The sequence below is a fragment of the Curtobacterium sp. VKM Ac-2889 genome, assembly GCF_015350855.1.
Taxonomy (GTDB): Bacteria; Actinomycetota; Actinomycetes; order Actinomycetales; family Microbacteriaceae; genus Curtobacterium; species Curtobacterium poinsettiae.
In genome coordinates this window covers 403,704-427,898 of sequence record NZ_JADKSC010000003.1, presented here as the reverse complement: position 1 = coordinate 427,898, position 24,195 = coordinate 403,704, and the positions used below count along the sequence as shown (strand labels likewise).

General features: G+C 71.2%; 23 protein-coding genes and 1 tRNA gene. 10 read left to right on the top strand and 14 right to left on the bottom strand.

Features of this window, described 5'->3' with window-relative positions; translation table 11 throughout:
* Positions 1–22: 22 nt before the first annotated feature.
* The gene (gene def / locus ITJ50_RS12210) at positions 23–598 is read right to left on the bottom strand and encodes a peptide deformylase (RefSeq protein WP_194590590.1); all 576 of its coding nucleotides are present in this window, start codon (positions 596–598) and stop codon (positions 23–25) included.
* A gap of 39 nt (positions 599–637) precedes the next feature.
* Between def and ITJ50_RS12205 the strand changes: the two genes are divergently transcribed.
* From ITJ50_RS12205 to ITJ50_RS12180, 6 genes are all read left to right on the top strand, one after another.
* On the top strand, positions 638–1,552 hold the full coding sequence (locus tag ITJ50_RS12205) for a hypothetical protein (RefSeq protein WP_017886704.1): 915 nt from the start codon (positions 638–640) through the stop codon (positions 1,550–1,552).
* 131 nt (positions 1,553–1,683) lie between these two features.
* Positions 1,684–2,895, top strand: a complete 1,212-nt coding sequence (locus tag ITJ50_RS12200) for a glycosyltransferase (protein ID WP_042539008.1) — start codon at positions 1,684–1,686, stop codon at positions 2,893–2,895.
* Between the two features lie 13 nt (positions 2,896–2,908).
* Positions 2,909–2,983 (top strand) — tRNA-Ile (locus ITJ50_RS12195).
* A 7-nt stretch (positions 2,984–2,990) separates the two neighbouring features.
* A complete protein-coding gene (locus ITJ50_RS12190; RefSeq protein WP_017886706.1) occupies positions 2,991–4,115 on the top strand; it encodes an AI-2E family transporter in 1,125 nt (374 codons plus the stop codon).
* Entirely contained in the window at positions 4,112–4,957 is an 846-nt protein-coding gene (locus tag ITJ50_RS17925) for a DUF1684 domain-containing protein (RefSeq protein WP_194590589.1), read from the top strand. Before ITJ50_RS12190 ends, ITJ50_RS17925 begins: the two co-directional genes overlap by 4 nt.
* Before the next feature lie 158 nt (positions 4,958–5,115).
* A complete protein-coding gene (locus ITJ50_RS12180; RefSeq protein ID WP_031259468.1) occupies positions 5,116–5,616 on the top strand; it encodes a DUF3145 domain-containing protein in 501 nt (166 codons plus the stop codon).
* 248 nt (positions 5,617–5,864) lie between these two features.
* On the opposite strand, the gene ITJ50_RS12175 is transcribed toward ITJ50_RS12180, so the two are convergent.
* From ITJ50_RS12175 to aceE, 6 genes are all read right to left on the bottom strand, one after another.
* Positions 5,865–7,109, bottom strand: coding sequence for a beta-ketoacyl-[acyl-carrier-protein] synthase family protein (locus ITJ50_RS12175; RefSeq protein ID WP_017886709.1), 1,245 nt, complete (start codon positions 7,107–7,109; stop codon positions 5,865–5,867).
* A gap of 87 nt (positions 7,110–7,196) precedes the next feature.
* Complete coding sequence (locus ITJ50_RS12170) at positions 7,197–7,445, bottom strand: acyl carrier protein (RefSeq protein ID WP_017886710.1); 249 nt, start codon at positions 7,443–7,445, stop codon at positions 7,197–7,199.
* Between the two features lie 122 nt (positions 7,446–7,567).
* On the bottom strand, positions 7,568–8,620 hold the full coding sequence (locus tag ITJ50_RS12165) for a beta-ketoacyl-ACP synthase III (protein WP_017886711.1): 1,053 nt from the start codon (positions 8,618–8,620) through the stop codon (positions 7,568–7,570).
* Positions 8,617–9,558 carry an ACP S-malonyltransferase gene (locus ITJ50_RS12160; RefSeq protein ID WP_159556448.1) on the bottom strand — a complete coding sequence of 314 codons (942 nt, stop codon included), beginning with the start codon at positions 9,556–9,558 and terminating at the stop codon, positions 8,617–8,619. Before ITJ50_RS12160 ends, ITJ50_RS12165 begins: the two co-directional genes overlap by 4 nt.
* A gap of 93 nt (positions 9,559–9,651) precedes the next feature.
* Positions 9,652–10,878, bottom strand: coding sequence for a PucR family transcriptional regulator (locus tag ITJ50_RS12155; RefSeq protein ID WP_017886713.1), 1,227 nt, complete (start codon positions 10,876–10,878; stop codon positions 9,652–9,654).
* Positions 10,879–10,885: 7 nt separating this feature from the next.
* The gene (gene aceE / locus ITJ50_RS12150) at positions 10,886–13,630 is read right to left on the bottom strand and encodes a pyruvate dehydrogenase (acetyl-transferring), homodimeric type (RefSeq protein WP_194590588.1); all 2,745 of its coding nucleotides are present in this window, start codon (positions 13,628–13,630) and stop codon (positions 10,886–10,888) included.
* Between the two features lie 241 nt (positions 13,631–13,871).
* On the opposite strand from aceE, the gene ITJ50_RS12145 reads away from it, so the two are divergent.
* Positions 13,872–14,360: a peroxiredoxin gene (locus ITJ50_RS12145; RefSeq protein ID WP_017886715.1), complete on the top strand. Its 489-nt coding sequence runs from the start codon at positions 13,872–13,874 to the stop codon at positions 14,358–14,360.
* Between the two features lie 56 nt (positions 14,361–14,416).
* Positions 14,417–15,343: an alpha/beta fold hydrolase gene (locus ITJ50_RS12140; protein WP_194590587.1), complete on the top strand. Its 927-nt coding sequence runs from the start codon at positions 14,417–14,419 to the stop codon at positions 15,341–15,343.
* 37 nt (positions 15,344–15,380) lie between these two features.
* Here the strand turns inward: ITJ50_RS12140 and ITJ50_RS12135 are convergent, their stop codons facing one another.
* The 5 genes from ITJ50_RS12135 to ITJ50_RS12115 form a co-directional block, all read right to left on the bottom strand.
* Complete coding sequence (locus ITJ50_RS12135) at positions 15,381–16,967, bottom strand: alpha/beta hydrolase (protein WP_194590586.1); 1,587 nt, start codon at positions 16,965–16,967, stop codon at positions 15,381–15,383.
* Positions 16,964–17,959: an amino acid--[acyl-carrier-protein] ligase gene (locus ITJ50_RS12130; RefSeq protein ID WP_194590585.1), complete on the bottom strand. Its 996-nt coding sequence runs from the start codon at positions 17,957–17,959 to the stop codon at positions 16,964–16,966. Before ITJ50_RS12130 ends, ITJ50_RS12135 begins: the two co-directional genes overlap by 4 nt.
* Positions 17,956–19,131 (bottom strand): acyl-CoA dehydrogenase family protein, encoded by a 1,176-nt coding sequence (locus tag ITJ50_RS12125; protein ID WP_194590584.1) that lies wholly within the window; start codon positions 19,129–19,131, stop codon positions 17,956–17,958. The genes ITJ50_RS12130 and ITJ50_RS12125 overlap by 4 nt, the downstream gene beginning before the upstream one ends.
* On the bottom strand, positions 19,128–19,433 hold the full coding sequence (locus tag ITJ50_RS12120; RefSeq protein WP_194590583.1) for an acyl carrier protein: 306 nt from the start codon (positions 19,431–19,433) through the stop codon (positions 19,128–19,130). Before ITJ50_RS12120 ends, ITJ50_RS12125 begins: the two co-directional genes overlap by 4 nt.
* A gap of 81 nt (positions 19,434–19,514) precedes the next feature.
* Positions 19,515–19,892, bottom strand: coding sequence for a holo-ACP synthase (locus ITJ50_RS12115; RefSeq protein ID WP_194590582.1), 378 nt, complete (start codon positions 19,890–19,892; stop codon positions 19,515–19,517).
* 103 nt (positions 19,893–19,995) lie between these two features.
* Between ITJ50_RS12115 and ITJ50_RS12110 the strand changes: the two genes are divergently transcribed.
* A complete protein-coding gene (locus ITJ50_RS12110; protein ID WP_194590581.1) occupies positions 19,996–21,033 on the top strand; it encodes a hypothetical protein in 1,038 nt (345 codons plus the stop codon).
* The gene (locus tag ITJ50_RS12105) at positions 21,030–22,604 is read left to right on the top strand and encodes a phenylacetate--CoA ligase family protein (RefSeq protein ID WP_235517466.1); all 1,575 of its coding nucleotides are present in this window, start codon (positions 21,030–21,032) and stop codon (positions 22,602–22,604) included. Before ITJ50_RS12110 ends, ITJ50_RS12105 begins: the two co-directional genes overlap by 4 nt.
* A gap of 18 nt (positions 22,605–22,622) precedes the next feature.
* Here ITJ50_RS12105 and ITJ50_RS12100 read toward each other — a convergent pair whose 3' ends face one another.
* Both ITJ50_RS12100 and ITJ50_RS12095 read right to left on the bottom strand, forming a co-directional pair.
* Positions 22,623–23,174: a hypothetical protein gene (locus ITJ50_RS12100; RefSeq protein WP_056068331.1), complete on the bottom strand. Its 552-nt coding sequence runs from the start codon at positions 23,172–23,174 to the stop codon at positions 22,623–22,625.
* The gene (locus ITJ50_RS12095; RefSeq protein ID WP_042538995.1) at positions 23,171–24,151 is read right to left on the bottom strand and encodes an aldo/keto reductase; all 981 of its coding nucleotides are present in this window, start codon (positions 24,149–24,151) and stop codon (positions 23,171–23,173) included. The genes ITJ50_RS12100 and ITJ50_RS12095 overlap by 4 nt, the downstream gene beginning before the upstream one ends.
* Positions 24,152–24,195: the final 44 nt, after the last annotated feature.

Here is a 24,195-nt window from a genome sequence, read left to right as displayed (position 1 = left end):
ACCGACGGCCGCGGGACGGGCGTCAGCCCTCGGGGTGGTCGCGACCCGGCAGCCAGGACTGGCCGGGGCCGCCCCAGCTGCTCTTGCGGATCGCCTTGGCGACCTGCTTGCCGTAGGGGTGCACGAGACGGTCGGCGTAGAGCCAGCCGTCCAGGTGGTCGTACTCGTGCTGGAAGATGCGGGCCAGCCAGCCGTGCGCCTCGACCTCGAACGGGGTGCCGTGCTCGTCGGAGGCGCGCAGCAGGGCGCCCTCGGAGCGGCGGAGCGGGAAGCGCTCGCCCGGGATCGACAGGCAGCCCTCGGACTCCTCGTCCTCGTCGATCTCCTCGACGGACTCGGGGACCGGGGGCGTGGTCCACAGGACGGGGTTCACGGCGGCGCCCCGGTGCAGCACGTCGTCGTCGTCGGTGTAGGAGTACACGAACAGGCGCTTGCCGACGCCCACCTGCGGTCCGGCCAGGCCGACGCCCGGTGCCAGGTCCATGGTCTCGAGCATGTCGGCGACGAGGGAACGGAGGTCGTCATCGAACGCGGTGACCTCGGCTGCACGCTCGTGCAGGACGGGTTCGCCGGTGATGCGGATCGGGAGAACGGCCATTCACCCAGGTTATCCGGCGGGGGACGGTAGCCTCGACGCGTGACGACGGACCTCCAGCTGCCCGACGCCGTGAGCAACCTCACGCCGTTCCAGGCGCTGATGATCCCGGTGGCCCTGGTCGGTGCGGTGTTCCTGTCGCTCGGGGCGCAGTTCCAGAGCCGTGGGGTGCAGCGGGTCGAAGCGCGTCTCGGCCGGCAGTCGAAGGGGCTGAGCGTCCGCCACGTGGTGGGGCTCGTCTCGAGCGGCTACTGGGTGCTCGGCACGCTCATGCTCGGCATCGCGGTGGTGCTGCAGCTCATCAGCATCACGTTCGCGCCGCTGATCGTCGTGCAACCGCTGGGGGCCGTGGCGCTGGTGATCACGACGTGGTTCTCGTCGCGTGCGTCGGGGATCCCGCTCGGCCGTCGTGCTCGTCGTGCCGTGTGGACGTGCATCATCGGTGTCGGCATCTTCGTCGGGATCGCGGCGTTCGTCGGGCACGAGAGCGCGATCACCCGCCAGCAGCTCGTCACCGTGCTGGTGATCCTGGCGGTCGTGCTGGTGCTGGTGCTCGTGTCGTTCCGCCTGGTCGCCAAGCGCCGGAACGCCCTGTACTACATCGTCGGCGCCGGCGTGCTCTACGGCTTCGTGGCGACGCTGGCCAAGGTGGTGCTGAACCGGTTCGTGAACCACACCTTCGACTGGTTGACCGTGCTCGCCATCGTCGGCGTGGTCGTCGCGGCGTCGCTCGGCGGGTACTTCGTGCAGAACGCGTACTCCAGCGGCTCGGCCGACCTGGTGATCGCGGGGCTGACCGTCATCGACCCGATCGTCGCGGTCGGCATCGGCGTGATCGTGCTCGGCGAGGCAACGGGGGCGCCGTGGTTCGCGGTGGCGGGGTTCGTGGTCGCCGCGGGCATCGCCATCACCGGGGTGTTCCTGCTCGCCAAGCACCACCCCCAGACCCGGACCTGACGGCCGCGGCGCGCTCGGCGCTCGGTGCCCGGTGGTCGCGGCGCTCATCCGCGCGGCTGACGCGACCGTCGATCCTGGTGCGATAGCGTCACAGCCGACCAGCCATCGCCCACGAGAGGACGAACTCAGCCGTGTCAGGAGACGCCACCACCGCCACCGCCGGACCGACGGGTGCGACGGGCGGTCACCGACCGCTGCGCGTGCTGATCGCAGCGGACACCTTCGCCCCCGACGTCAACGGCGCCGCGACCTTCGCCGAGCAGCTCGCCGTCGGACTGGCCGAGCGCGGGCATGAGGTGCACATCGTGGCCCCGGCGTCGAGCCGCCACTACGGCACCTTCGACGAGGAGCACCACGGCGTCACCCTCGTCGTGCACCGCCTGAAGTCGTACAAGTGGCCGCTGCACCCGTGGCTGCGCTTCGTGTGGCCGTGGAGCGTCCGGAAGTGGACCGCCCCGATCCTCGACGCGGTCAAGCCCGACGTGCTGCACATCCAGTCGCACGTGGTCATCGGTCGTGGCATCGTGCACGAGGCGAACGACCGCGGCATCCGGGTCATCGCGACGAACCACTTCATGCCGGAGAACCTGCTCGAGTACACGCCGTTCGGCAAGTGGACGCTGCCCCTCGCGCTGAAGATCGCGTGGAGCGACGCCGCCAAGACCTACCGGCTGGCCGACACGATCACGACGCCGACCAACCTGGCCGCCGACTACCTGCGGAAGGCCATCGCCGGCCAGCAGGTCCTGGCGATCTCGTGCGGCATCGACGCGTCCCGCTACGTCGCGCGCGAGGGGCGCCCGGTCAACAACGACATCGTCTTCGTGGGCCGGGTCGCCCCGGAGAAGAACCTCGACGTCCTGGTCCGTGCCGTGGCGCTGCTGCCGGCCGAGCTGGCCACGACCCTGACCATCGTCGGCGACGGCGAGATGATCCCGAAGCTCACCGCACTGGCGAAGGAGCTCGGGCTCGAGGACCGCGTGCGGTTCCTGGGCTTCGTCTCGGACGAGCGCAAGCAGGAGGCCCTGACCAACGCGACGGTGTTCGCGATGCCGTCGACGGCCGAGCTGCAGAGCATCTCCTCGCTCGAGGGGATGGCGTCCGGACTCCCCGTGGTCGCAGCCGACTCGATGGCGCTCCCGCACCTGATCGACGGCAACGGGTACCTGTTCACCCCGGGCGACGTGGACGACCTGGCAGCGAAGCTCACGACGGTGCTCACCGCCCCGGAGTCCGACTACGTCGCGATGCGGGAACGCAGTCTGGCCATGATCGAGGCACACGACATCAACCGCACGCTGTCGACGTTCGAGTCGCTGTATCGTGGTGAGCCGGTGGCTTGAGGGCCTCCGGCGAGGGGCGGTAGCCAAGCTGGTCAAGGCAGTCGGCTCATAACCGAACGATCCGCGGGTTCGAGTCCCGCCCGCCCTACGTGCACATGCCAAGGAAGCGCGACACGTCGCAGGACGACCACGCACCGACACCGAACGTCACCTTCGAGGTGACCCGTGGCGGTACCGGCGTGCGCGTGAACGCGTTCCGGCTGGGGTTCATGGGCGCCATCGGGGTCCTCGTCGCCCTGCTCGCCGGGTCGATCATCAACGAGCTGAGCACGGTCCTGGTCTACATCGGGGTCGCGCTGTTCCTGGCGCTCGGCATCGACCCGCTCGTGTCGTTCCTCGAGCGGATCATCCCGCGGTGGGCGGCCATCACGATCGTCGTGGTCGGGGTGCTCGGGGCCTTCGCCGGCATCGTGTTCGCGGTGGTGCCGATCCTGGTGGACCAGGCGTCGAACCTGATCCAGAACTTCCCCGAGATCGTGCAGGACATCTCGCAGCAGCAGTGGGTGCAGGACCTGTCGAAGCAGTTCGCCGGGTCGTTCGACATCGACCACGCGCTGCAGTCGCTGCAGTCCTTCGTCGAGAAGCCGGGCAACCTGCTCAGTGTCGGCGGCGGGATCCTGGCGGTCGGCAGCGGGATCCTGTCCGGGGTCACTGGGGCGCTCATCGTCATCATCCTGATGCTCTACTTCCTCGCGTCGATGCGGGGCATGAAGCGTGCGGCGTACCGGTTCGTCCCGGCGTCGCGTCGTCAGAACTTCATCGACGTGAGCGAGCAGATCACGCAGGCGGTCGGTCGCTACGTCGTCGGGCAGGTGTCCCAGGCGCTCATCAACGGCATCCTCAGCTTCTTCTTCCTGCTCATCATCGGGGCGCCGCTGCCGGTGCTGCTCGCGTCGTTCGCGTTCCTCGGTTCGCTCATCCCGCTCGTCGGAACGTTGGCCGCCGCGATCGTGATCTCGTTGCTCTGCTTCTTCGCGTCACCGGCGACCGCCCTCGCCGCGGCGATCTACTACCTGGTGTACATGCAGGTCGAGGCCTACCTGATCTCGCCGCGCATCATGTCGCGAGCGGTCCAGGTACCCGGTGCGCTCGTGGTCATCGCCGCCGTCGCGGGCGGCACCATCGGCGGTGTGCTCGGCGCACTCGTGGCCCTGCCCGTCGCGGCGTCGGTCATCATCATCGTGCAGAAGGTCATCTACCCCCGCCAGGAACAGTCGTGACGCGCGGCGACGGCGCGAGCGCCGACGCCGCGGTCGCCGCCTTCGCCGAGCACGTCGACGAACGTGACCGCTGGGCGCGCAGTGCTCGCGGACCGCTCGCCCTGGTGAACGCGCAACACGTCGACCACCCGCAGCCGGTCTGGCCGGTCCCCGGCACCTGGGCTCCGGCGCCTGGCGGACTCACCGTCACGGCCGAGGCGTCCGACGGCGTCGTCGTGGACGGCGTGCCGGTCGACGGGACGGTCCTGGTCGCGGGGGACACCGCCGTCGTCCCGTCCACCGTCGCGCTGCCGGACGGCTTCGCCGGCACCGTCACCGGCGACACCCTGCGTGTCTGGGACCCGTCGTCCGAGGCGATCGCCCGCTTCGCGCACATCGCCCGCTTCGCGCGGTCCGGCGACCGGGTGACGTCCGGCACGTACGTCCCACTGGTGGACGACGGCCAGGAGGCCCGTGGCAGCGTCCGCGACGCCGCCGGCGACGCCCTGCCGGTTGCCGGACACGTCGAGACCGTCGTGAACGGCGCCACGGTGCGGTTCGTCGCCGTCCGGTCGGCCGCGTTCCGCGGAGCCGCGAGACTGCAGCTCATCGTGCAGGACGCCACGAGTGCCCTGGCCGAGGACGACCCGAGCAGCAGCTACTCGATGGGTCGGTTCCTGTACCTCGACGACCCCGGCGCCGAGTCCACGGTCGAGCTCGACTGGAACCTGCTGGTCCTGCCGCCGTGCGCGTTCTCGTACCAGTACGCCTGCCCGATCCCTCCGGAGGAGAACCGTGTCCCCGTGCCGATCACGGCGGGGGAGCGGCACCCGGTCGACGCGAGCGGTGCCGTCCTGCACTGAACCCGGTCGGGTCCTTGCCGTTCCCAGGCGTGGCGCTGCATAATGGGCGTGTCCCGTCGGGACATCACAATCGCATACCGATGGTTCCGTGGCCCCTCGGGTCAGGATCCTCCGCACCAGGTCGATGGGGAAGTCGCACCTGACGTATCGGAGGAACCGTGAACGGAACGACGACAGGAGTGCTCTACGTGCACTCCTCACCCCGCGCGCTCTGCCCGCACGTCGAATGGGCAGCAGGTCGCGCGATGAACCGCGCCGTGAACTTCTCGTGGCTCGACCAGCCCGCGCAGGACGGTGCGCGTCGGACCGAGTTCACGTGGACCGGTGCGGTCGGTGCCGGTGCCGCGATCGCCTCTGCCCTGCGCGGGTGGGAGCACCTGCGGTACGAGGTCACCGAGGAGCCGACGAGCGCCTCGGACGGTGGTCGCTGGATGCACACGCCCGACCTCGGGGTGTTCTACGCGCAGACCGACGTCACGGGCAACATGGTCATCCCCGAGGACCGGGTGCGCTACGCGATGGAGGTCGCGGGCAGCAACGCCCTCGAACTGCACCGTGAGTTGCGACTGGCCCTCGGGCAGGCCTGGGACGACGAGCTCGAGCCCTTCCGCCACGCCGCCGAGGGCAACCCGGTCGTCTGGCTGCACCGCGTCGGCTGACCCGGACTCGCCACACGCCGGCGTGTTGGGTGCGCCGGACGCCGGCGTGTCGGGTGCGCCAGACGCCGGTGTGTCGCCCGGACACCGCCACAGACTCGAGACGCCGCCGAATACGGCGGCGTCTCGTCGTTCCCAGGGCGCGGCAGCGACACGACGGCGTGTGGACGGGGGGCTGAGAGCCGGGCACCGGAACGACGGAAGCCCGCCCCGACGACGCGGGACGGGCCTCCTGGCAGGTGCTGCCGTGACTAGACGCTGCGGAACGCGACCACGGCGTTGTGTCCGCCGAAGCCGAACGAGTTGCTGACGGCGAGCAGGTCGCCTTCGGGCAGCGCACGCGGTTCGCGGGCGACGTCCATGACGATCTCCGGGTCCTGGTCGTGCAGGTTGATCGTCGGTGGCGCGACGCGGTTGTGCAGCGCGAGGACGGTGAAGACCGCCTCGATCGCACCGGCACCACCGAGCAGGTGGCCCGTTGACGCCTTGGTGGCGGACACCACGACGTTGTCCAGGTGGTCGCCGAAGACCCGACGCATCGCGTGGTACTCGGCGACGTCCCCGACGGGGGTCGAGGTGGCGTGCGCGTTGACGTGCACGACGTCCTCGATGCTCGCGTCGGCGTGCTCGAGGGCCTGCAGGACCGCACGGGCGGCGGCGCTGCCCTCGGGGTCCGGCGCGGTGATGTGGAAGGCGTCCGAGGTGATGCCGGAGCCGGCGACCTCGGCGTAGATGGTCGCGCCGCGGGCCTCGGCGTGCTCCTTCGACTCGAGGATGAGCGCCGCGGCGCCGTCACCGAGGACGAAGCCGTCACGCGTGACGTCGTAGGGGCGCGACGCGGTCTCGGGGGAGTCGTTGCGGCGCGACAGGGCCTGCATGGCGGCGAACGCGGCCAGCGGGAGCGGGTGCAGCGCGGCCTCGGCGCCACCGGTGATGACGATGTCGGCGTCGCCGTCGGCGATGTGCCGGTAGGCCTCGGCCAGCGACTCGGTCGACGAGGCGCACGCCGACAGGTAGGTGCGGGCGCCGCCACGGGCGCCGAACTCCATCTCGATGGCGGCGGCGGGACCGTTCGCCATGAGCATCGGGACCGTCATCGGCAGGACGCGACGCGGGCCCTTCTCGCGCAGGGTGTCCCAGGCGTCGAGCAGCGTGTTCACGCCACCGATGCCCGTTGCCCAGTCGACGATCAAGCGCTCGGGGACGACCGACTCGTCGTCGATGCCGGCGTCGGCCCATGCTTCGCGCGCTGCGACGAGCGACAGCTGCGACGAGGGGTCGAGGCGCTTCGACTCGGGGCGGGTGAGCTGGTCGGTGAGGAAGGTGCGCGCCTGGCCGGCGAACTCCACGGGGAGTTCGAGGTCGGCGTAGCGGGGGTCCTCGATGCGGGTGATGCCGGACTTGCCGGCGAGCAGCGCGTCCCAGGTGTCCGGGGCGGTCGCGGCGAGGGGTGAGATCGCACCGATCCCGGTGACGACGACGGTCTTCTTGGTCATGGGACGACGTGTTCTTTCGTTGGGGTGAACAAGATGAGCGCCGCGGCCCGCAGGGGTCCGCGGGCCGCGGCGCTCAGGAAGCTCGTGTCAGGCCTGGGCCTTGACGATGTAGTCGACCGCGTTGCCGACGGTCTTGAGGTTCTTGACCTCTTCGTCCGGGATCTTCACGTCGAACTTCTCCTCGGCGTTGACCACGATGGTCATCATCGAGATGGAGTCGATGTCGAGGTCGTCCGTGAAGGACTTGTCGGCGGCGACGGTGTCGGTGGCGATACCGGTCTCGTCGTTGATCAGCTCGGCCAGGCCGGCGAGGACTTCTTCGTTGGACAGGGCCATGAGTGTTCTCCTTGAAGGGGGGTGTCGTTTGACCGTTGACCAGCCTAGGGCACGCGGGGTCCGGGTGCGCGGAGGCTCGTCGGGATGGGGACCGGTCGCGCGGGTGCGCGACCGGGGTGGGATCAGGGGAGGACGACCACCTGGGCGCCGAACACGAGTCCAGCGCCGAAGCCGATCTGCAGGGCGAGACCGCCCGACAGGTCCGGGTGCTCCTCGAGCAGGCGGTGCGTGGCGAGCGGGATGCTCGCGGCGGAGGTGTTGCCGGTGGTGGTGATGTCGCGGGCGATCGTCACCGTCTCGGGCAGGCCGAGCTGCTTGGCGAACTCGTCGATGATGCGGATGTTCGCCTGGTGCGGCACGAAGGCTGCGAGGTCCTCGGGGCGGACCCCGGCGGTCTCGAGCGCCTGTCGGGCGACCTTGACCATCTCCCAGACGGCCCAGCGGAACACCGTCTGGCCGGCTTGGCGCATGGTCGGGCGGGGTGCACCGGCCTCCCACTCGTTGTAGGTCGCGGTCATGCCGATGGCGTCCCACTTCGAGCCGTCCGAGCCCCAGATGGTGGGGGCGATGCCCGGGAAGTCGCTCGGGCCGATCACGGCGGCGCCGGCACCGTCCCCGAGCAGGAACGAGATCGAGCGGTCGGTCGGGTCGACGACGTCGCTGAGCTTCTCGGCCCCGACGACCAGCACGTGGTCGGCGAGCCCGGACTTGATGAACGAGTCGGCCTGGGCGATGCCGTAGGCGTACCCGGCGCAGGCGGCGCTGATGTCGTACGCGGCGGCCGGGGTGGCACCGATGCGTTCGGCGAGCAGCGACGCCATCGACGGGGTGGCGACGGTGTGCGTGACGGTGCTCACGAGCACGACGCCGATCTGGGACGGCTCGATGCCGGCCTTCTCGATCGCCTCGCGTGCGGCGGTCTCGGCGAGGTCGACGGCTTCGACGTCCTCGCCGGCACGCTTGCGGGTGATGATGCCGGTGCGCTGGCGGATCCACTCGTCGGACGAGTCGATCGGGCCGACGAGGTCGTCGTTCGGCACGACGTTCTCGCCGCGGGCGGCGCCGAACGCCAGGATCCGGGTGAACTCGTGGCCGCGGCGCTGCTGGAGCAGCGGGCGCGCGGATCCGGTCGGGAGGCCCGTGGGGGCGTCCGTCGGGGTGGTCGGGTCGGTCATGCGGTTGCGTCTGCTTCCTGGCCCGCGCGCTGCAGCAGGTCGATCGCTGCAGGCAGGTCGTCGGGGGTCTTGATGGCGACGGTCGGCGTGCCGCGGAGGCCGCGCTTCGCCAGGCCGACGAGGGCACCGGCGGGTGCGAGCTCGATGATGCCGGTCACGCCGGCGGCGGAGAAGGACTCCATGACCGCGTCCCAGTGCACGGGGTTCGCGATCTGCTGGACCATCAGGTCGACGAAGCGTCGGCCGTCGTCCACCCGGGAGCCGTCGGCGTTGGTCCAGATCGGCAGGGTCGGGTCCTGCACGGCCGCGGCGGCCGCCACCGGTGCGACCCGCTCGACGGCGGGCGCCATGTAGCGGGTGTGGAACGCGCCGGCGACGGCGAGGGGGATGACCCGGGCCTTGGCGGGCGGGGCTGCGGCGAGGGCGGCGATGGCGTCCGCGGCGCCGGCGACGACGGTCTGGCCGCCACCGTTGTGGTTCGCGGGCACCAGGCCGTGCTCGGCGAGGGCGGCGGCGACCGCATCGGCGTCGCCACCGAGGACGGCGGCCATCGAGGTCGGTTCGAGCGCTGCGGCGTCGGCCATGGCCCGGCCGCGCTCGGCGACCAGGGCGACGGCGTCGGTCGGCTCGAGGATCCCGGCGACCGCGGCGGCGGTGAACTCGCCCACCGAGTGTCCGGCGACCCCGCCCACCAGGGCACGACGGCCCTCGGCGAGCAGTGCGTCGGCGGTCACCAGGCCGGCGGCCACGATGAGGGGCTGTGCGAGCGCGGTGTCCTTGATGGTGTCCGCGTCGGAGTTCGTGCCGTGCTCGGCGAGGTCGACGCCGATCGACTCCGACCATTGCCCGACGCGTTCACGAACGGTGGCGTCCTCGAGCCAGGGGGCGAGGAAGCCGGGGGTCTGGGAGCCCTGTCCGGGCGCGACGACGACGATCACCGGACAATCCTCGCGTTCTCGCCCCGCAGGGCACGTGTGGACTTCCCACACGAATCCCGGTGGGACATTGTCGGTTCTCTACGCCCCGGCGCGTCAGCGTCGGGGTGTGATGCGGCGACGGCCGGTCGCGGACTCCGACATCGCGCCGAGGATGAGCGCCGACTGCACGATCAGGGCGTCCCGGGCGTTCGTGGCGTCCCAGCCGATGATGTCGGCGACGCGCCGCAGGCGGTAGCGCACGGTGTTCGGGTGCACGAAGAGCTCCCTGGCGGTGGCCTCGAGCGAGCGGCCGGTGTCCAGGTAGCACCACAGCGTCTGCAGGAGCTCGGTCGACTGGTCCTTGAGCGGGACGTAGATGCGCTGGACCAGGGCCGAGCGGGCCAGCGGGTCACCGGCCAGGGCGCGCTCGGGGAGCAGGTCGTCGGCGAGGGCCGGACGGGGGACACCGCGCCAGGCACGCGCGACGGCGAACCCGGCCAAGGCGGCCTTCGCGCTGGTCGAGGCGTCGACGACCCCGGGGACCTCGTTGCCGAGGACCAGGTGGCCGTCGCCGAACAGCGGTTCGAGGGCCTGCGCGATGGTCGTGAAGGAGACGGGCTCCTCGCCCTCGGGCACGTCGTCACGCGGGGTGGCGCGACCGATGACCACGACGAGCCGCGATCCCTGGACCCCGACGAGCACGTCGGCGTCCATGTGCCGTGCGGTGCGACGGACCTGGTCGACCTCGAGCTGCTTCGGCGCGGTGCCGACGAGCACCGCGACCTCGCCGTGCCCGTGCCACCCGAGGGCGGCGATGCGGGACGGCAGTTCGTCGTCGTACTCGCCCGAGAGGATCGAGTCGACCACGAGGGCTTCGAGCCGGGCGTCCCACAGGCCGCGGGCCTCGGCCGCGCGGGCGTAGACGTCGGCGGCCGCGAACGCGATGTCACGGGAGTACTTGAGGATCGCCTCCTGCAGCATCTCGTCGTCGGCGGCGCGTTCCTCGACCACGGTGACGACGACGCGGATGAGCTGCAGGGTCTGCTGCAGGCTCACCGAGCGCAGGAGCTCCCGTGGGGCGGACCCGAAGACGTCGGCCGCGGCGATCCACGGCGTCGACGCGGTGCCCTCGAGCCAGCTGATGAACGACGTGATGCCGGCCTGGGCGACGAGGCCCACGGCGGAGCGGCGCCCCGGTGGCATCTCGCTGTACCAGGGGAGGGTGTCCTCGAGCCGCTTGATGGTCGCGGTGGAGAGTTCTCCGGACACCTGACGGAGCCAGGAGAGCGCACGCTCACGCGCGCTCTCCTGGCTCTCGTGGTCCGGGCGGACCGTCGTCACGGGGTGATCAGCTCTCGCCGCCCGCGCTGCCGGTGGTGCCGGCGGTCACGTCGTGCAGGCGGTACTTGTCGATCGCCTGCTGGACGAGCGCGCCGTCGACCTTGCCCTGGCGGGCGAGCTGCTGCAGCGTCCGCACGACGACCGAGGGGCCGTCGATGTGGAAGAAGCGGCGAGCGGCCGGACGGGTGTCCGAGAAACCGAAGCCGTCGGCACCGAGGGTGGCGTAGTCGGTCGGCACGAACGGACGGATCTGCTCCTGCACCAGGTGCATGAAGTCGCTCACGGCGACGACCGGTCCTTCGGTGCCGAGCAGACGCTCGGTGACGAACGGCGTGCGGGCCGGCTCGTTCGGGTTGAGGAACGCCTGCTGCTCGGCGGCCACACCGTCGCGGTACAGCTCACCCCAGCTCGTGACGCTCCACACGTCGGCCGACACGCCCCAGTCCTCGGCGAGGAGCTGCTGCGCCTCGAGGATCCACGGCACGGCGACACCGGACGCGAGCAGCTGGGCCTTGGGGCCGTCGTGCTCGCTCGGCTTGAGCAGGTACATGCCCTTGAGGATGCCCTCGACGTCGACGCCCTCGGGCTCGGCCGGCTGCACCAGCGGCTCGTTGTAGACCGTCAGGTAGTACATGACGTTCGGGTCGGCGTGCTTCGGCGAGCCGTCCTCGTTCGTGCCGTACATGCGGTCGAGGCCGGCCTTGACGATGTGGCCGATCTCGTAGCCGTACGCCGGGTCGTACGAGACGACGGCCGGGTTCGTCGTGGCGAGGAGCGGCGAGTGGCCGTCCGCGTGCTGCAGGCCTTCGCCCGTCAGCGTGGTGCGGCCGGCGGTCGCGCCGATCATGAAGCCACGGGTCATCTGGTCGCCGGCGGCCCAGATGGCGTCGCCGGTGCGCTGGAACCCGAACATCGAGTAGAAGACGTAGACCGGGATGAGCGGCTCGCCCTGCGTCGAGTACGAGGTACCGACCGCGGTGAACGCCGCCAGGGCGCCCGCCTCGTTGATGCCGACGTGGATGATCTGGCCCTGCGGGCTCTCCTTGTAGGCGAGGAGGAGTTCGCGGTCGACGGACGTGTAGTGCTGGCCGTTCGGGTTGTAGATCTTCGCCGACGGGAAGTAGGCGTCCATGCCGAACGTGCGTGCTTCGTCCGGGATGATCGGGACCACGCGGTCACCGAAGTCGGGCGAGCGCAGCAGGTCCTTCAGCAGGCGGGCGAACGCCATGGTGGTGGCGACCTCCTGCTTGCCGGAGCCCTTCTTCACGACCTGGTACTTCGAGTCGTCCGGCAGCGTGAACTGCGTGTACTTCGTGCGACGTTCCGGCACGTAGCCACCGAGCGCGCGACGGCGCTCGTGCATGTACTGGATCGCCTCGTCGTCGTTGCCCGGGTGGTAGTACGGCGGCGTGTAGGGGTTCTCTTCCAGCTGCGCGTCGGAGATCGGGATGCGCATCTCGTCGCGGAACTGCTTGAGGTTGTCGAGCGTGAGCTTCTTCATCTGGTGGGTCGCGTTGCGGCCCTCGAAGCTCGGGCCGAGGCCGTAGCCCTTGACCGTCTTCGCCAGGATGACGGTCGGCTGGCCCTTGTGCTCGGTCGCGGCCTTGAAGGCGGCGTAGACCTTGCGGTAGTCGTGGCCACCGCGCTTGAGGTTCCAGATCTGGTCGTCGGTGTAGTCCTGGACGAGCTCGAGCGCCTTCGGGTCGCGCCCGAAGAAGTTCTCGCGCACGTAGGCACCGTTCTCGGCCTTGTACGTCTGGTAGTCGCCGTCCGGCGTCTGGTTCATCAGGTTGAGGAGCGCGCCCTCGGTGTCGCGGGCGAGCAGGTCGTCCCACTCGCGGCCCCAGACGACCTTGATGACGTTCCAGCCCGCACCGCGGAAGAACGCCTCGAGCTCCTGGATGATCTTGCCGTTGCCACGGACCGGACCGTCGAGTCGCTGCAGGTTGCAGTTGATGACGAAGTTCAGGTTGTCGAGGCCGTCGTTCGCAGCGACCTGGAGCTGGCCGCGGGACTCGACCTCGTCCATCTCGCCGTCGCCCAGGAACGCCCAGACCTGCTGGTCCATGGCGTCCTTGATGCCGCGGTTCGACAGGTACTTGGCCTGCTGCGCCTGGTAGATCGCGTTGATCGGGCCGATGCCCATCGACACGGTCGGGAACTGCCAGAAGTGCGGCATGAGGCGCGGGTGCGGGTACGACGACAGGCCGCCGCCGGCGTGCGACTTCTCCTGCCGGAACCCGTCGAGCTGGTCCTCGGACAGGCGCCGTTCCATGTAGGCGCGGGCGTACATGCCGGGGGAGGCGTGGCCCTGGAAGAAGACCTGGTCGCCACCGGAGGGGTGGTCCTGCGCGCGGAAGAAGTGGTTGTAGCCGACCTCGTACATCGCGGCGCTCGACGCGTACGTCGAGATGTGCCCGCCGACCGCGATGCCCGGACGCTGCGCGCGGTGCACCGTGATGGCCGCGTTCCAGCGGATCCAGCGGCGGTACCGGCGCTCCAGCTCTTCGTCGCCGGGGAACTCCGGCTCGTTCTCCGGCGCGATGGTGTTCACGTAGTCCGTCGTCGGGACCATCGGCACACCGAGGTGCAGTTCCTTGGACCGCTTGAGCAGGCTCAGCATGATCTCGCGACCGCGCTGGTGTCCGTGGGTCTGGACCAGCCCGTCCAGGGACTCACGCCATTCGGCGGTCTCCTGCGGATCCTGGTCGTTCGCCCCGGTGCTGTACGGGTCCTGGTCGTTCACCGTCACCCTTGACCTCGTTCGTTCTCGTGGTGGTGGACATGGTGGCTCCGGTGGTCGGGTCGCGACCGGCTGGGGCCCCGTCCACTCTAGGCCCCAGGACCGACGCTGATGCTGATGGTGACGTGCAGGTGGACGGGTGCTTGCATTCGCGTGTCGTCGGCGTAGCATGGCCGATCGTGCACACGCGATCCGCGGCGCACGGACCCGACGGGCACACCCCACGCCCGAGGAAGAAGCACACGTAGCGATGGCACTGGAGATCGGCTCACTCGCGCCGGACTTCGAGCTCCCGAACCAGTTCGGTGAGCACGTCCGACTCAGCGACTTCCGCGGCAACCGCCCGGTCGCACTCGTCTTCTTCCCGCTGGCGTTCTCGTCCGGGTGCACGAACGAGCTCTGCACCCTGCAGGACAACATCACGATGTTCCAGGACCAGCGCATCGAGCTCCTCGGCATCTCGGTCGACTCGAAGGCGACGCTGCGGTCGTTCGCCGAGACGAACGGCTACGACTTCGAGCTGCTCGCCGACTTCTGGCCGCACGGCGCGGTCTCGAAGGAGTACGGCGTGTTCCTCGAGCACAAGGGCTTCGCCACCCGCGCGACCTTCGTCATCGACGTGCAGGGCCGCATCAAGGCCTCGATCATCACCGAGCCCGGCCTGCAGCGCGACGTGGCCGAGTACAAGGCGGCCCTCGACCGGCTCGCCGCCTGCTCGGCACCCGTCCCCGTCGGCTAGCGTTCCGAATCCCTGCTGACGGACGCATCCGCGTCGACGGTCGGACAGGAGGCCCGGTGCACGCCATCGACACCGACCCGCGTGGTCGCGGGGTCGCCTCCGACGGCTACGCCCCGTACCCGGTGCGCGTCACGCCCGGCGCCTGGGGCCTGACCCGCACGGTCGTCGACACCCCGACCGGCCCCGTCGTGGTGCACCACCGCGTCGGCCCGGACCCGCTCCTGCTGCTGCACGGCATCGCCGGCTCCTGGTCGACGTGGACCCCGCTGCTGCGCGCCGCGGACGGCATCGGTGCCCGCGGACTGGTGCTCGTCGACCTGCCCGGCTGGGGGTCCTCGCCGGCCCCCGACGGTCCGTTCGGGCTCGACGCCGTCACGGCTGCCGTGACCGCGGTCCTCGGAGCACTGGACCTCGGTGCGGTCGACGTCGTCGGGCACTCCATGGGCGCGTTCGTCGGGTTGCACCTGGCCGTGGTGGCGCCCGAGCGGGTCCGGTCGCTCGCGCTGGTGTCCGGCACGACGGTCGCGACGGCCGGTGCAGCTCGGCACCCCGTCCGGGCGCTCGGCACCCTGCCGGCGTTCACCTTGCTGCGAGCCGGCCTGACGGTGACCGGTGGCGCCGCTCGTCCGCTGCTCCGGGGGATCGCCCGGATCGGCCTGCTGCTACTCGTCGCGGCGCCGGTGTTCACGCACGTGCGACGCCTGGACCCGAGCGTCCTGGCAGCCTTCGTGGACGAGCTCCGGCCGGAGCAGTTCACCGAGGCGGCACGGTCGGCGGCGGCGTACGACGTCGACCGGTGGCGCGCGATCACCTGCCCGGTGACGGCGATCGCGGGCCGCGACGACGTGTTCGCTCGCGTCTCGGACCTGGCCGCACTGCGGGCGCTCGTGCCGCAGACCCGCACGGTGCTGCTGGAGGCGTGCGGGCACTTCGCCCACGTCGAGCGTCCCGACGCGGTCGCGCACGAGCTCGGGTTCGTCTGAGCTCCTGCACGCCAGCCTGCCGCACGGTCGGCAGCCGTCAGGCGGGCACGGGGAACGTCGCCGCGACGCGGGAGCGCACCTCGGCCTGCACCGCCTGCCGCATCACGGGCGAGAACAGCGAGTGGTCGCCGGCCTCGACCCGCACGACCGACAGGGCGCCACGGCGGCCGGTGCCGGTGTAGCGACGCACGGCCTTCTGCCCGCCGAGACGGTCGAACAGTGCGGCGTCGTCCGGGGCCACGATCACGACCACGTCGGTGCCGTGCTCGACGAGGGGGCGCACGTGCTCGACGACGCCGCCGACCCGGTCGCGTCGGGCGATGCGGTCGCGGAGGGCCTTCGGCACCAGGGCGTTGTAGCGGTGCCGGATCCAGAGTCGCGTCGGTGAGGGGGCGTCGATCGCGCGGACGGCGTCCTCGTAGCTCCCGGGGGCCGCGGGATGCCGCCGGTAGTCGTTCGGGCTGATCTCGACCACGAGGCGTGGGGCCTCCTCGGCCGAGCGGCCCGCGAGCCAGGCACCGGCGCACATGCCGACGAGCACCAGACGGTCCGAGGGTTCGCCGAGGGCGGTGACGACGGCGGACTGGTCCTCGACCCACTCCTGGGCGAACAGGAAGCTGCGCTCGTCCTCGTGCACGGCGCTGCTCTCGCCCGTGCCGCGGCGGTCGACGCGGACCACCCGAGCGCCGTCGCGTGCCAGGGCCCGAGCGAGTCCGACCTGGTAGTCGGTGGCGCCGACGCGGTGCTCCGCGGCGCCGTTGTGCAGGACGACGAGCGGGGCGTCGTGGTGCTGCGCGGACGACACGGTCTCGACGGCGAACAGCCGCTCGGGGCCCAGGCGGACGATCCGTTCCGAGACGCGGCCGTCCACGTCGAGGACCTCGTCGAGCTCGGGCGGGGCGACGGGTGCCGCAGCGGTGGGTGCCCAGGCACCGAGCCAGGCGACGGCGGTGTCGATGGCGGTGCCGGGGATCCGGGCGTGGATGCTCGTGCCGTCGAGCAGCTCCGGGCTGCCGGTGACCTCGGTCACCTCGACGCCACCGAGGGGCTTCGGCGCACGGGTACCCGGACGGACGAGGGCGACGGTCGGTCCGGTGCGCGGAGCGAACGCCAGGGCGGACAGTGCGGCGGCCTCGTCGGTGTCGACCTCGATGCCGATGAGGCTCTCGACACCGTCGACGACCCGATCGGCCCCGATGGTGATCGTCGCCAGGGCACGCTGTCGGCGGAGCCAGCCCCTGCCGGACGCCGGGGCGTCCCAGACGAGCAGGCCGTCGGTCGTCTGGGCGGCAGCGGCGGCGACGAGTGCGGCGGACGCCAGCCCGACGAACGCGACGTCCCGGATGCCCGTCGACCGGAGCAGCGCAGCGGCGTGGCGCGCGGACCGGACCTGCGCGTCGGACGTGGTGTCGGGTGCGCCGTCACCACGTCCGGACGGGTCGTAGCGCACCGAGGCGATGCCACGGGCCTCCAGACGGTCGGCCAGCAGGCGGAGCGTGCGGTACGCGATGACGCCCTCCTGCCCGAGCGGCGGGCAGATGACGACACCGGCGCGCGCGGCGGCGGGGAGCTGGACCGCGGCGCGGATCGCCGGCGATCCGGACCAGCCGTGCAGCGTGGTCACAGTGCCAGGGCGGCGCTGGCGGACGCCGGCCAGGCGTCGAGGTCCGTGCCGTGGGCGGCGAACAGGGCGATGGTGATGCGTTCCAGGCCGAACGCGATGCAGGCGCTGTGCGCCACCTGCCCGTCCTCGGTGCGCAGGCCGAACGAGGTACCGAAGTGGTCCTCGTGCAGGTTCGCGGAGCTGATCGCGGTGGCGTCGTGGTCGGCGCCGTAGACCTTCGTCACGAACTCGAACTTCAGGGCCTGCTCGACCTGGTTGCGGGCGAGCATCTGCCCGACGCGGCCGAAGAAGGGGTCGTTGGCGGGGACGACGTCGATCTCGAGCCCGAACGACTCGAGCAGGGCGCGCATCACCGGGATGCTGCCGTCGCGGTGGGCCGCTGCGGACGCGGGGGTGCCGACGTGCACGAACTCGTGCATGTGGAAGGCCTGCAGGCGCATCGGGTCGAGCGAGGGCTCCCGGCGGAAGGAGTCGCCCAGGACGTCGAGGAACCGGCCCTGCTGCGGCACGGTGTCGCCGATGAGGCCGTAGACGGGGTGGCAGACAGCGGGGGTGAGCATGAGGTCGGCCGGCTCGAGGAAGCCCTCCCAGCGCTCACCGCGCTCGCGGGCGGCGAGCAGCGCGCGGTGGGTGCGGTCGTCGCCGGTGAACCCGGAGATCGACGCGGCGAGGTCCGGGAACGACGCGATGTAGTCGGTGCGCTCGAACGACGCGAGCGGCTCGACCGGCGGGAAACGCAGGACCTCGGCGCCGAGGTGCTGCTGGCTGCGGACTGCTGCGGCGTCGACCGCGGCGGAGACGCGCTCGAACACCCCGGTGCGGCCGTAGAGGCCGGGCGTGCCGAGGTCGAGGAGCACGCCGTCGGTGAGCAGGCGGGCGCGGAGGGCGGCGCGGGCGGCGTCGAGCGCCGTGGCGGTGTCCGTGCCGGCGGTGTCCGCGGTGTCCGCGGTGGAGGCGTCGGTGGTGTGCGTGGTGGTGTCCGTGGTGGTCACAGGATCACTCCCGTCATGATGGCCAGGTCGGCGTCGTTCCCCAGGAGACGGTCGTTGCTCACCATGACGGCGGCACCGTGGGCGTCTCGGAGGTGGCGGGCGATGCTCATCGGACCCGATGCGGCGTAGCCGGCGATCCCGACGATGCGCAGCGCCTTCGTGACGATGTCGGTGACGCGCTCGGACGCACCGATCTTCAGGGCGTTCGCGGCGAGGGCGTACGCGCTCGAGGCCAGCACGTCCGGGTCGTCGGCGGCGGCGTCGAACCGTTCGGCGGCGTGGCGCACCGAGTCGGCCAGCGCCTGCAGGTCGACCAGGAGCTCGGCGAGCCGGAGGGCACCCGGCGGGGTCGTGCCGACGGATGCCCGGGCCTGCTTGCGGACGGCGCTGCGGGCACGTTCGGCGGACGACACGGCGATGCCGAGCCAGACCGAGGCCCACAGCACGTGCGACACCGGCAGGACGGTCTGGGCGGAGATCGCGGCGTAGTCGTCGCGGAACACCCGGTCGGTCGTCGTCTCGGTGTCGAGGATCCACCCGTTGCTGCAGGTGCCGCGGAGCCCCATGGTGTCCCAGGTCGACGTCTGCGACAGGACCATCGTGTCGGTGCGGCAGATGAGCAGTCGCTGGTCCGACGCCGGGGCGTCCGGGTCGCGGCGCGCGGTGACGAACACCGCGTCGGCCTCGGTGGCGTAGGAGATCACCGGCGCGTCCTTGCGCAGGCGGATCCGGCCGTCGTCGGTCGGCTCGATGGAGCAGGTGGAACGCCGGGCGTCGCCGCCGACGCCGCGCTCGCTCGTTGCCGACGCGACGAGTGCCCCGCCCCGGACGTCCTCGATGGTCTCGAGTACGCCCGCGCCGTCGCCGCCGTGCCGCCAGAGCGCCATGACCTGGCCCTGGTGCATCGCGAACACCATGCCGGTCGCTGCACAGGCCCGGCCGAGTTCGGTCGCGATCGCCGAGAGCTCGGCCACGGAGGCACCCTCGCCACCGTGCTCGGTCGGCACCGCTGCCGCGAGCAGGCCGTACTCCCGCATCGCGGCGATGGCCTCACGCGGGGGCCGGGCGTCGCGGTCGACCTCGTCGGCGAACTGCGCGGCGACCTCGGCCACCGCGCTCGCACGCTCGGCGAACCGGTCGACGACCGACGGTGCCGGCAGGACCAGCGTCACGAGGCGAGCTCCGCGGCGAGCTCCGCGGCGGCGGTGATCGACTCGACGCTCGCGAAGGTGGACCGGTTGAGCACGGAGTCGGGGAACTCGACGTCGAGCTCCGACTCCACCGCGAGCATCACGTTGACGGTCGCGTGCGAGGTCAGGCCGAGGACGTAGAGGTCGGCGATCGACGCGACGCCCCACGCGTCGACCGTCAGCCGGCCGTGTTCGGCGAGGGCACGGCGGACGGCCCGGTCGGTGGCCGGTCCGGCGATCGTGGCGGTGGCGGTGGCGCTGGAGGGGTTCGGGTCCTGTTCCATGACGGCAACCATAAAGAGGAACAGCCCTCGGGAAACCGCCGTGCGGATGCGGGAAACCGCACCCCTGTCACGCGCCCCGGGTCACCGCTCGGACAGGGCCACCGCCGTCGCCACCGCAAGCCCCCGTTCGTGCGCCAGCGAGATCGCGATCGGGCCGCACCCGATCGACTCCGCCAGCGCTGCCGCCGCCCCGGAGAGCGTGACCGTGGGGGCGCCGGCGGCGTCGAGCACGACGGCGACGTCACGCAGCGGGATCGCCTGGTCCGGGGCCGGCCGGAGCAGCTTCACCACGGCCTCCTTGCCGGCGAACCGAGCCGCCAGGCGCTCCGGGTCGTCACCGGTGTCGGCGCGCTCCCGGACGGTGAACACGCGGTCCAGGTACCGCTCGCCGTGGGCCGCGACGGCGTCGACGACGTCCTCGACCGCGGCGAGGTCGGTCCCGGTCCGGATGGTCTGCACGAGGAGCAGGGTACGCAGGAGTCCTCCACCGTGCATGCCCCGACGGGCATGGCGGACGGCAAGGGTTCGTATGATCGTCGCCAGGGACCACCGAGGGGGAACGATGGCATCACCGTGGACGGGCATCATCGAGGACGCGCGGCACTACCCGTCGCCGCACAACTCGCAACCGATCGTCGTGCGCGTCGAGGACGACCACACCGCGACCGTGTTCTACGACCTGCGACGGGGGCTGCCGGCGGAATCGTTCGGCATCCCGTTCGGGCACGTCTGCGCCGGGGTGTTCCTGGCCGGGCTCGACGTGGTGGCACGGGCGCACGGGTTCACCGTGCAGGAACAGCTCGACCACGCCGAGATGGACTTCGGTCGGCTCGGCGCTGGTGCCGAGGACCACCTGCACCGGCTGGGCACCGTGACGTTGCGTCCGCACGTGGTCACCGCCGACGACCGGGAGGCCCTGGCCGGCTTCCTCGCCCGGCGCACCTCACGCAGGCCCTACGACTCGACCCTGGTGGACGCCACCGCGATCGAGGCCGCAGCCGCCATCGCCTCGGCGGCCGGGCAACGCTTCCGCACCACCGACGACCGTGCCACCGTCGACGAGATCGTCCGCGTCAACCAGGAGACCCTGTTCGACGACCTGCAGCACGACGCCGTGCACGACGAGATCCTGCACTGGCTGCGGTTCTCGAAGCGACAGGCAGCGGCCACCGGCGACGGACTGTCCGCCGAGACGATGCTCATGCCCGGCCCGGTGCTCCGGTTCGCCATGGAGCACCGCGGACTCTGGCAGGCACCGGGCATCGGCGGGGTCTTCCGCAGGGTGTACCTGACCACCATGCGGGGCGTCCGACAGCTCGCCTGGCTCGAAGGACCGTTCAGCACCCCGGCCGAGTACGTCGAGGCCGGACGGGTCTTCATGCGCATCTGGCTCGAGTTCTCCGCACGCGGCATCGCGATGCACCCCTTCGGCACCGTGATCACCAACCCGCGGTCACACGCCGCGTTCGTGGAACGCGCGGGCGTCGACGAGTCCGACGGGCGGATGGCCTGGATGCTGTTCCGCTTCGGACACAGCGACCCACCACCCCTGGCACACCGCCGACCCGCAGCAGCGATGACCGTCGGGGGGACCCGGTGAAGCGCGCAGCGGTGTTCACGGTGGTGTGGGTGGTCGAGACCTTCGTCGCACTGTTCATGCCCCGCGTCGGCACCCACAAGCTCCTGCTCACGCCCGGCATCGAGCCGCTCCGCTGGACCCTCGGACGCTGGCGCGCCTGGCGGACCGCCGAACGGGCCGCCAAGCGGGTCCCCGCCTACCGGGCGTTCCTGGCGGAGTCCGGACGCGCCTCCAGGCTCGACACCCGCGGCGGGATCGCCGCGGCGATCTCCGGACTGCCCGAGATGGACAAGGACTCCTACGTCAAGCGCTGGAGCATCCCCGAACGCTGCATCGACGGCCGCCTGCCCCGACGCGGCGTCGTCGTCGACGAGTCCAGCGGATCGAGCGGCACCCCGACCAGCTGGGTGCGCGGGCCCGACGAACGCCAGGCCACCCGACAGCTGCTGCAGCTCGGGTTCTCGCGCACCGCGAAGGACCTGTCCAAACAGCCGTTCGTGCTCAACGCCTTCTCGCTCGGCGCCTGGGCGACCGGCATGAACGTCACCGCCTCGCTCACCGAGTCGTCGATGATCAAGTCGATCGGCCCGGACCGCGACAAGATCGTGCAGACGATGCGGGAGTTCGGCACCGACTTCACCTACATCATCTGCAGCTACCCACCGTTCCTGAAGGCCCTGTTCGAGGACGACCGGCTCGACTGGAGCCAGTACACGATCGTCGCCGCGTTCGGGGGCGAGGGCATCAGCGAGAACATGCGCGCCCACATCGAGCAGTACGCGCAGGCCGTGCTCGGCTCCTACGGGGCGAGCGACCTCGAGATCAACCTCGGCATCGAGACACCGTTCAGCGTGCAGCTCCGCCGGGCGATCGCCGCCTCACCGGAACTCTCCGCCGCCCTGACCAAGCAGGGCGAGTACGGGGTGCTGCCGATGGTGTTCCAGTTCAACCCGTTCGGCTACCTGATCGAGACGAACGACCTCGGCGAACTCGTGGTGACGATCGCCCGCTCCGAGAACATCAGCCCCCGCATCCGGTACAACATCCACGACCGCGGACACGTGGTGCGGATGAAGGAACTCCGCTCCGTGCTGCGGGCGACGGGGCACGCGGCGCTCGCCGCCGAGGCCGAGCTCGACCTGCCGCTGCTGTTCCACTACGGCCGGTCCGACCTGTCCGTCGACTACAACGGGGCCGTCGTCGCGCCCGACGTGGTGCGGGACGTCGTGTACGGCGACCCGGAGCTGCTCGAAGCCGTCGAGAACCACCGGCTGATCAGCTACGAGGACGACCACGGGGACCGGCAGCTGCACATCGCGTTCCAGCTCGCCACGGGCGCCGGTGGGTTCGACGCCGATGCCGCTCGCGGCGCCGTGATCGCCGAGCTCCGCCGGTTGAACAAGGACTTCTCGAACGCGATCCGCACGGCCCCGCCCGGCACACTGCCGACGGTCGCGTTCTACCCGTACCGGACGGGGCCGTTCCGCGAGGACGGCAAGAAACTCAAGAACGAGTACGTGTGGCAGCTGCCGGCCGGCTCGGTCGAGCAGTGGGACCTCGACCTGTCGTGGGTCGCTGCGAAGGAGGCCTGAAGCGAGCCGGTTCCGGCGCTAGTCGTACTGCGGCGGCCAGTCGAAGGGAGCCGGCAGGCGGGGGACCTCGCCCACGGTCGTGACGATGAGGACGATCTGCCGCAGGTCCGTCAGCTCGATCGATCGCGGGTTGCCGATCCGTCGGTGCCCGTCGACCCACACGGTCAGTTCGCCGCGCAGGCCACCGACGTGCTCCGGACCGAGCGAGACACCCCACTCGTCGAAGAACTGCCCGAGCGTGAACGTCTGCTTCGTCGGGGACTCGACGTGCACGATGCCCGAGGTGTCGTGCGTGTGGATCTCGGCGGCGAACTCGCGGTCGTCGGAGTGACCGATGTTCGCCGGGACGGTCACCGGTTCGTCGCCGTCCAGGATCGTCAGGTGCGAGTGCACGTGCTCGGCCAGCCGTTCGCCCCAGACGTTGTGCAGCCCGGCGGACTCCGCGCGGGCCGTCAGGTCCGTCGGGCGTGGCCACGGCGGAGCGTCACGGGTGGTCACCGCTCCGGGCGCCGCGCACCCGGACAGCAGCAGGAGTGCGGCCACCGCGACCGCGACGCTCCGCAGGTTCACCAGCGGTCGTGGACGCTCGCGCGGAACCACGTGTCATACAGGTCGCGGACGGTGGCGTCGAGCCCCTCGATCGGCGGCAGGTCGCCGGCAGCGGCGTTCGAACGCGCCTGCTCCGGGTTGCGTGCGCCCGGGATCGCCGCCGTGACGCCGTCCTGCGCGATGATCCACGCGAGCGCTGCCTGCGGGACGGAGACGGCGTCCGGCAGGGACGCCGCGAAGGTCTGGGCGGCGCGCACGCCGTCGTCGTAGTCGACGCCGCTGAATGTCTCGCCCTGGTCGAAGGCCTCGCCGTGGCGGTTGTAGTTGCGGTGGTCGCCCTCGGCGAACGACGTGTCGGTCGTGTACTTGCCGGAGAGCAGCCCCGAGGCCAACGGGACGCGCGCGAGGATCCCGACCCCTGCCTCCAGAGCGGCCGGCAACACGCGGTCGAGCGGCTTGAGCCGGAACGCGTTGAGGATGATCTGGACGCTCGCGACGCCGGGCCGGGCGATCGCGGTGAGCGCCTGGTCGGCGGTCTCGACGCTGACGCCGTAGGCGGCGACCGAGCCGTCGGCGACCAGGGCGTCGAGGGCATCGTAGACGGCGTCGTCCTCGTAGACCGGGGTCGGCGGGCAGTGCAGCTGCACGAGGTCGAGCGTGTCCTGACCGAGGTTCCGGCGGGAGCGGTCGACCCACTCGCGGAAGTTCGCGGCGACGTAGTTCTCGGGGACCTGGTCGGCGCGACGGCCCATCTTCGTGGTGATCGTCAGCGGCACGTCGGGGTTCGCGGCACGCCACGCGCCGATGAGCTGCTCGCTCCGGCCGTCACCGTAGACGTCGGCGGTGTCGAACAGGGTGACGCCCGACTCGACGGAGGCGTCCATGACGGCGTTCGCGTCGGCTTCGGAGACCGGACCCCAGTCACCGCCGAACTGCCAGGTGCCGAGGCCGATGGGGGAGACGGAGCGGCCGGTGCGGCCGAGGGTGCGACTCTGCATGGGTCCGAGCGTAGTCAGGCGCGCACGAGCGGGGTTCAGCCGAG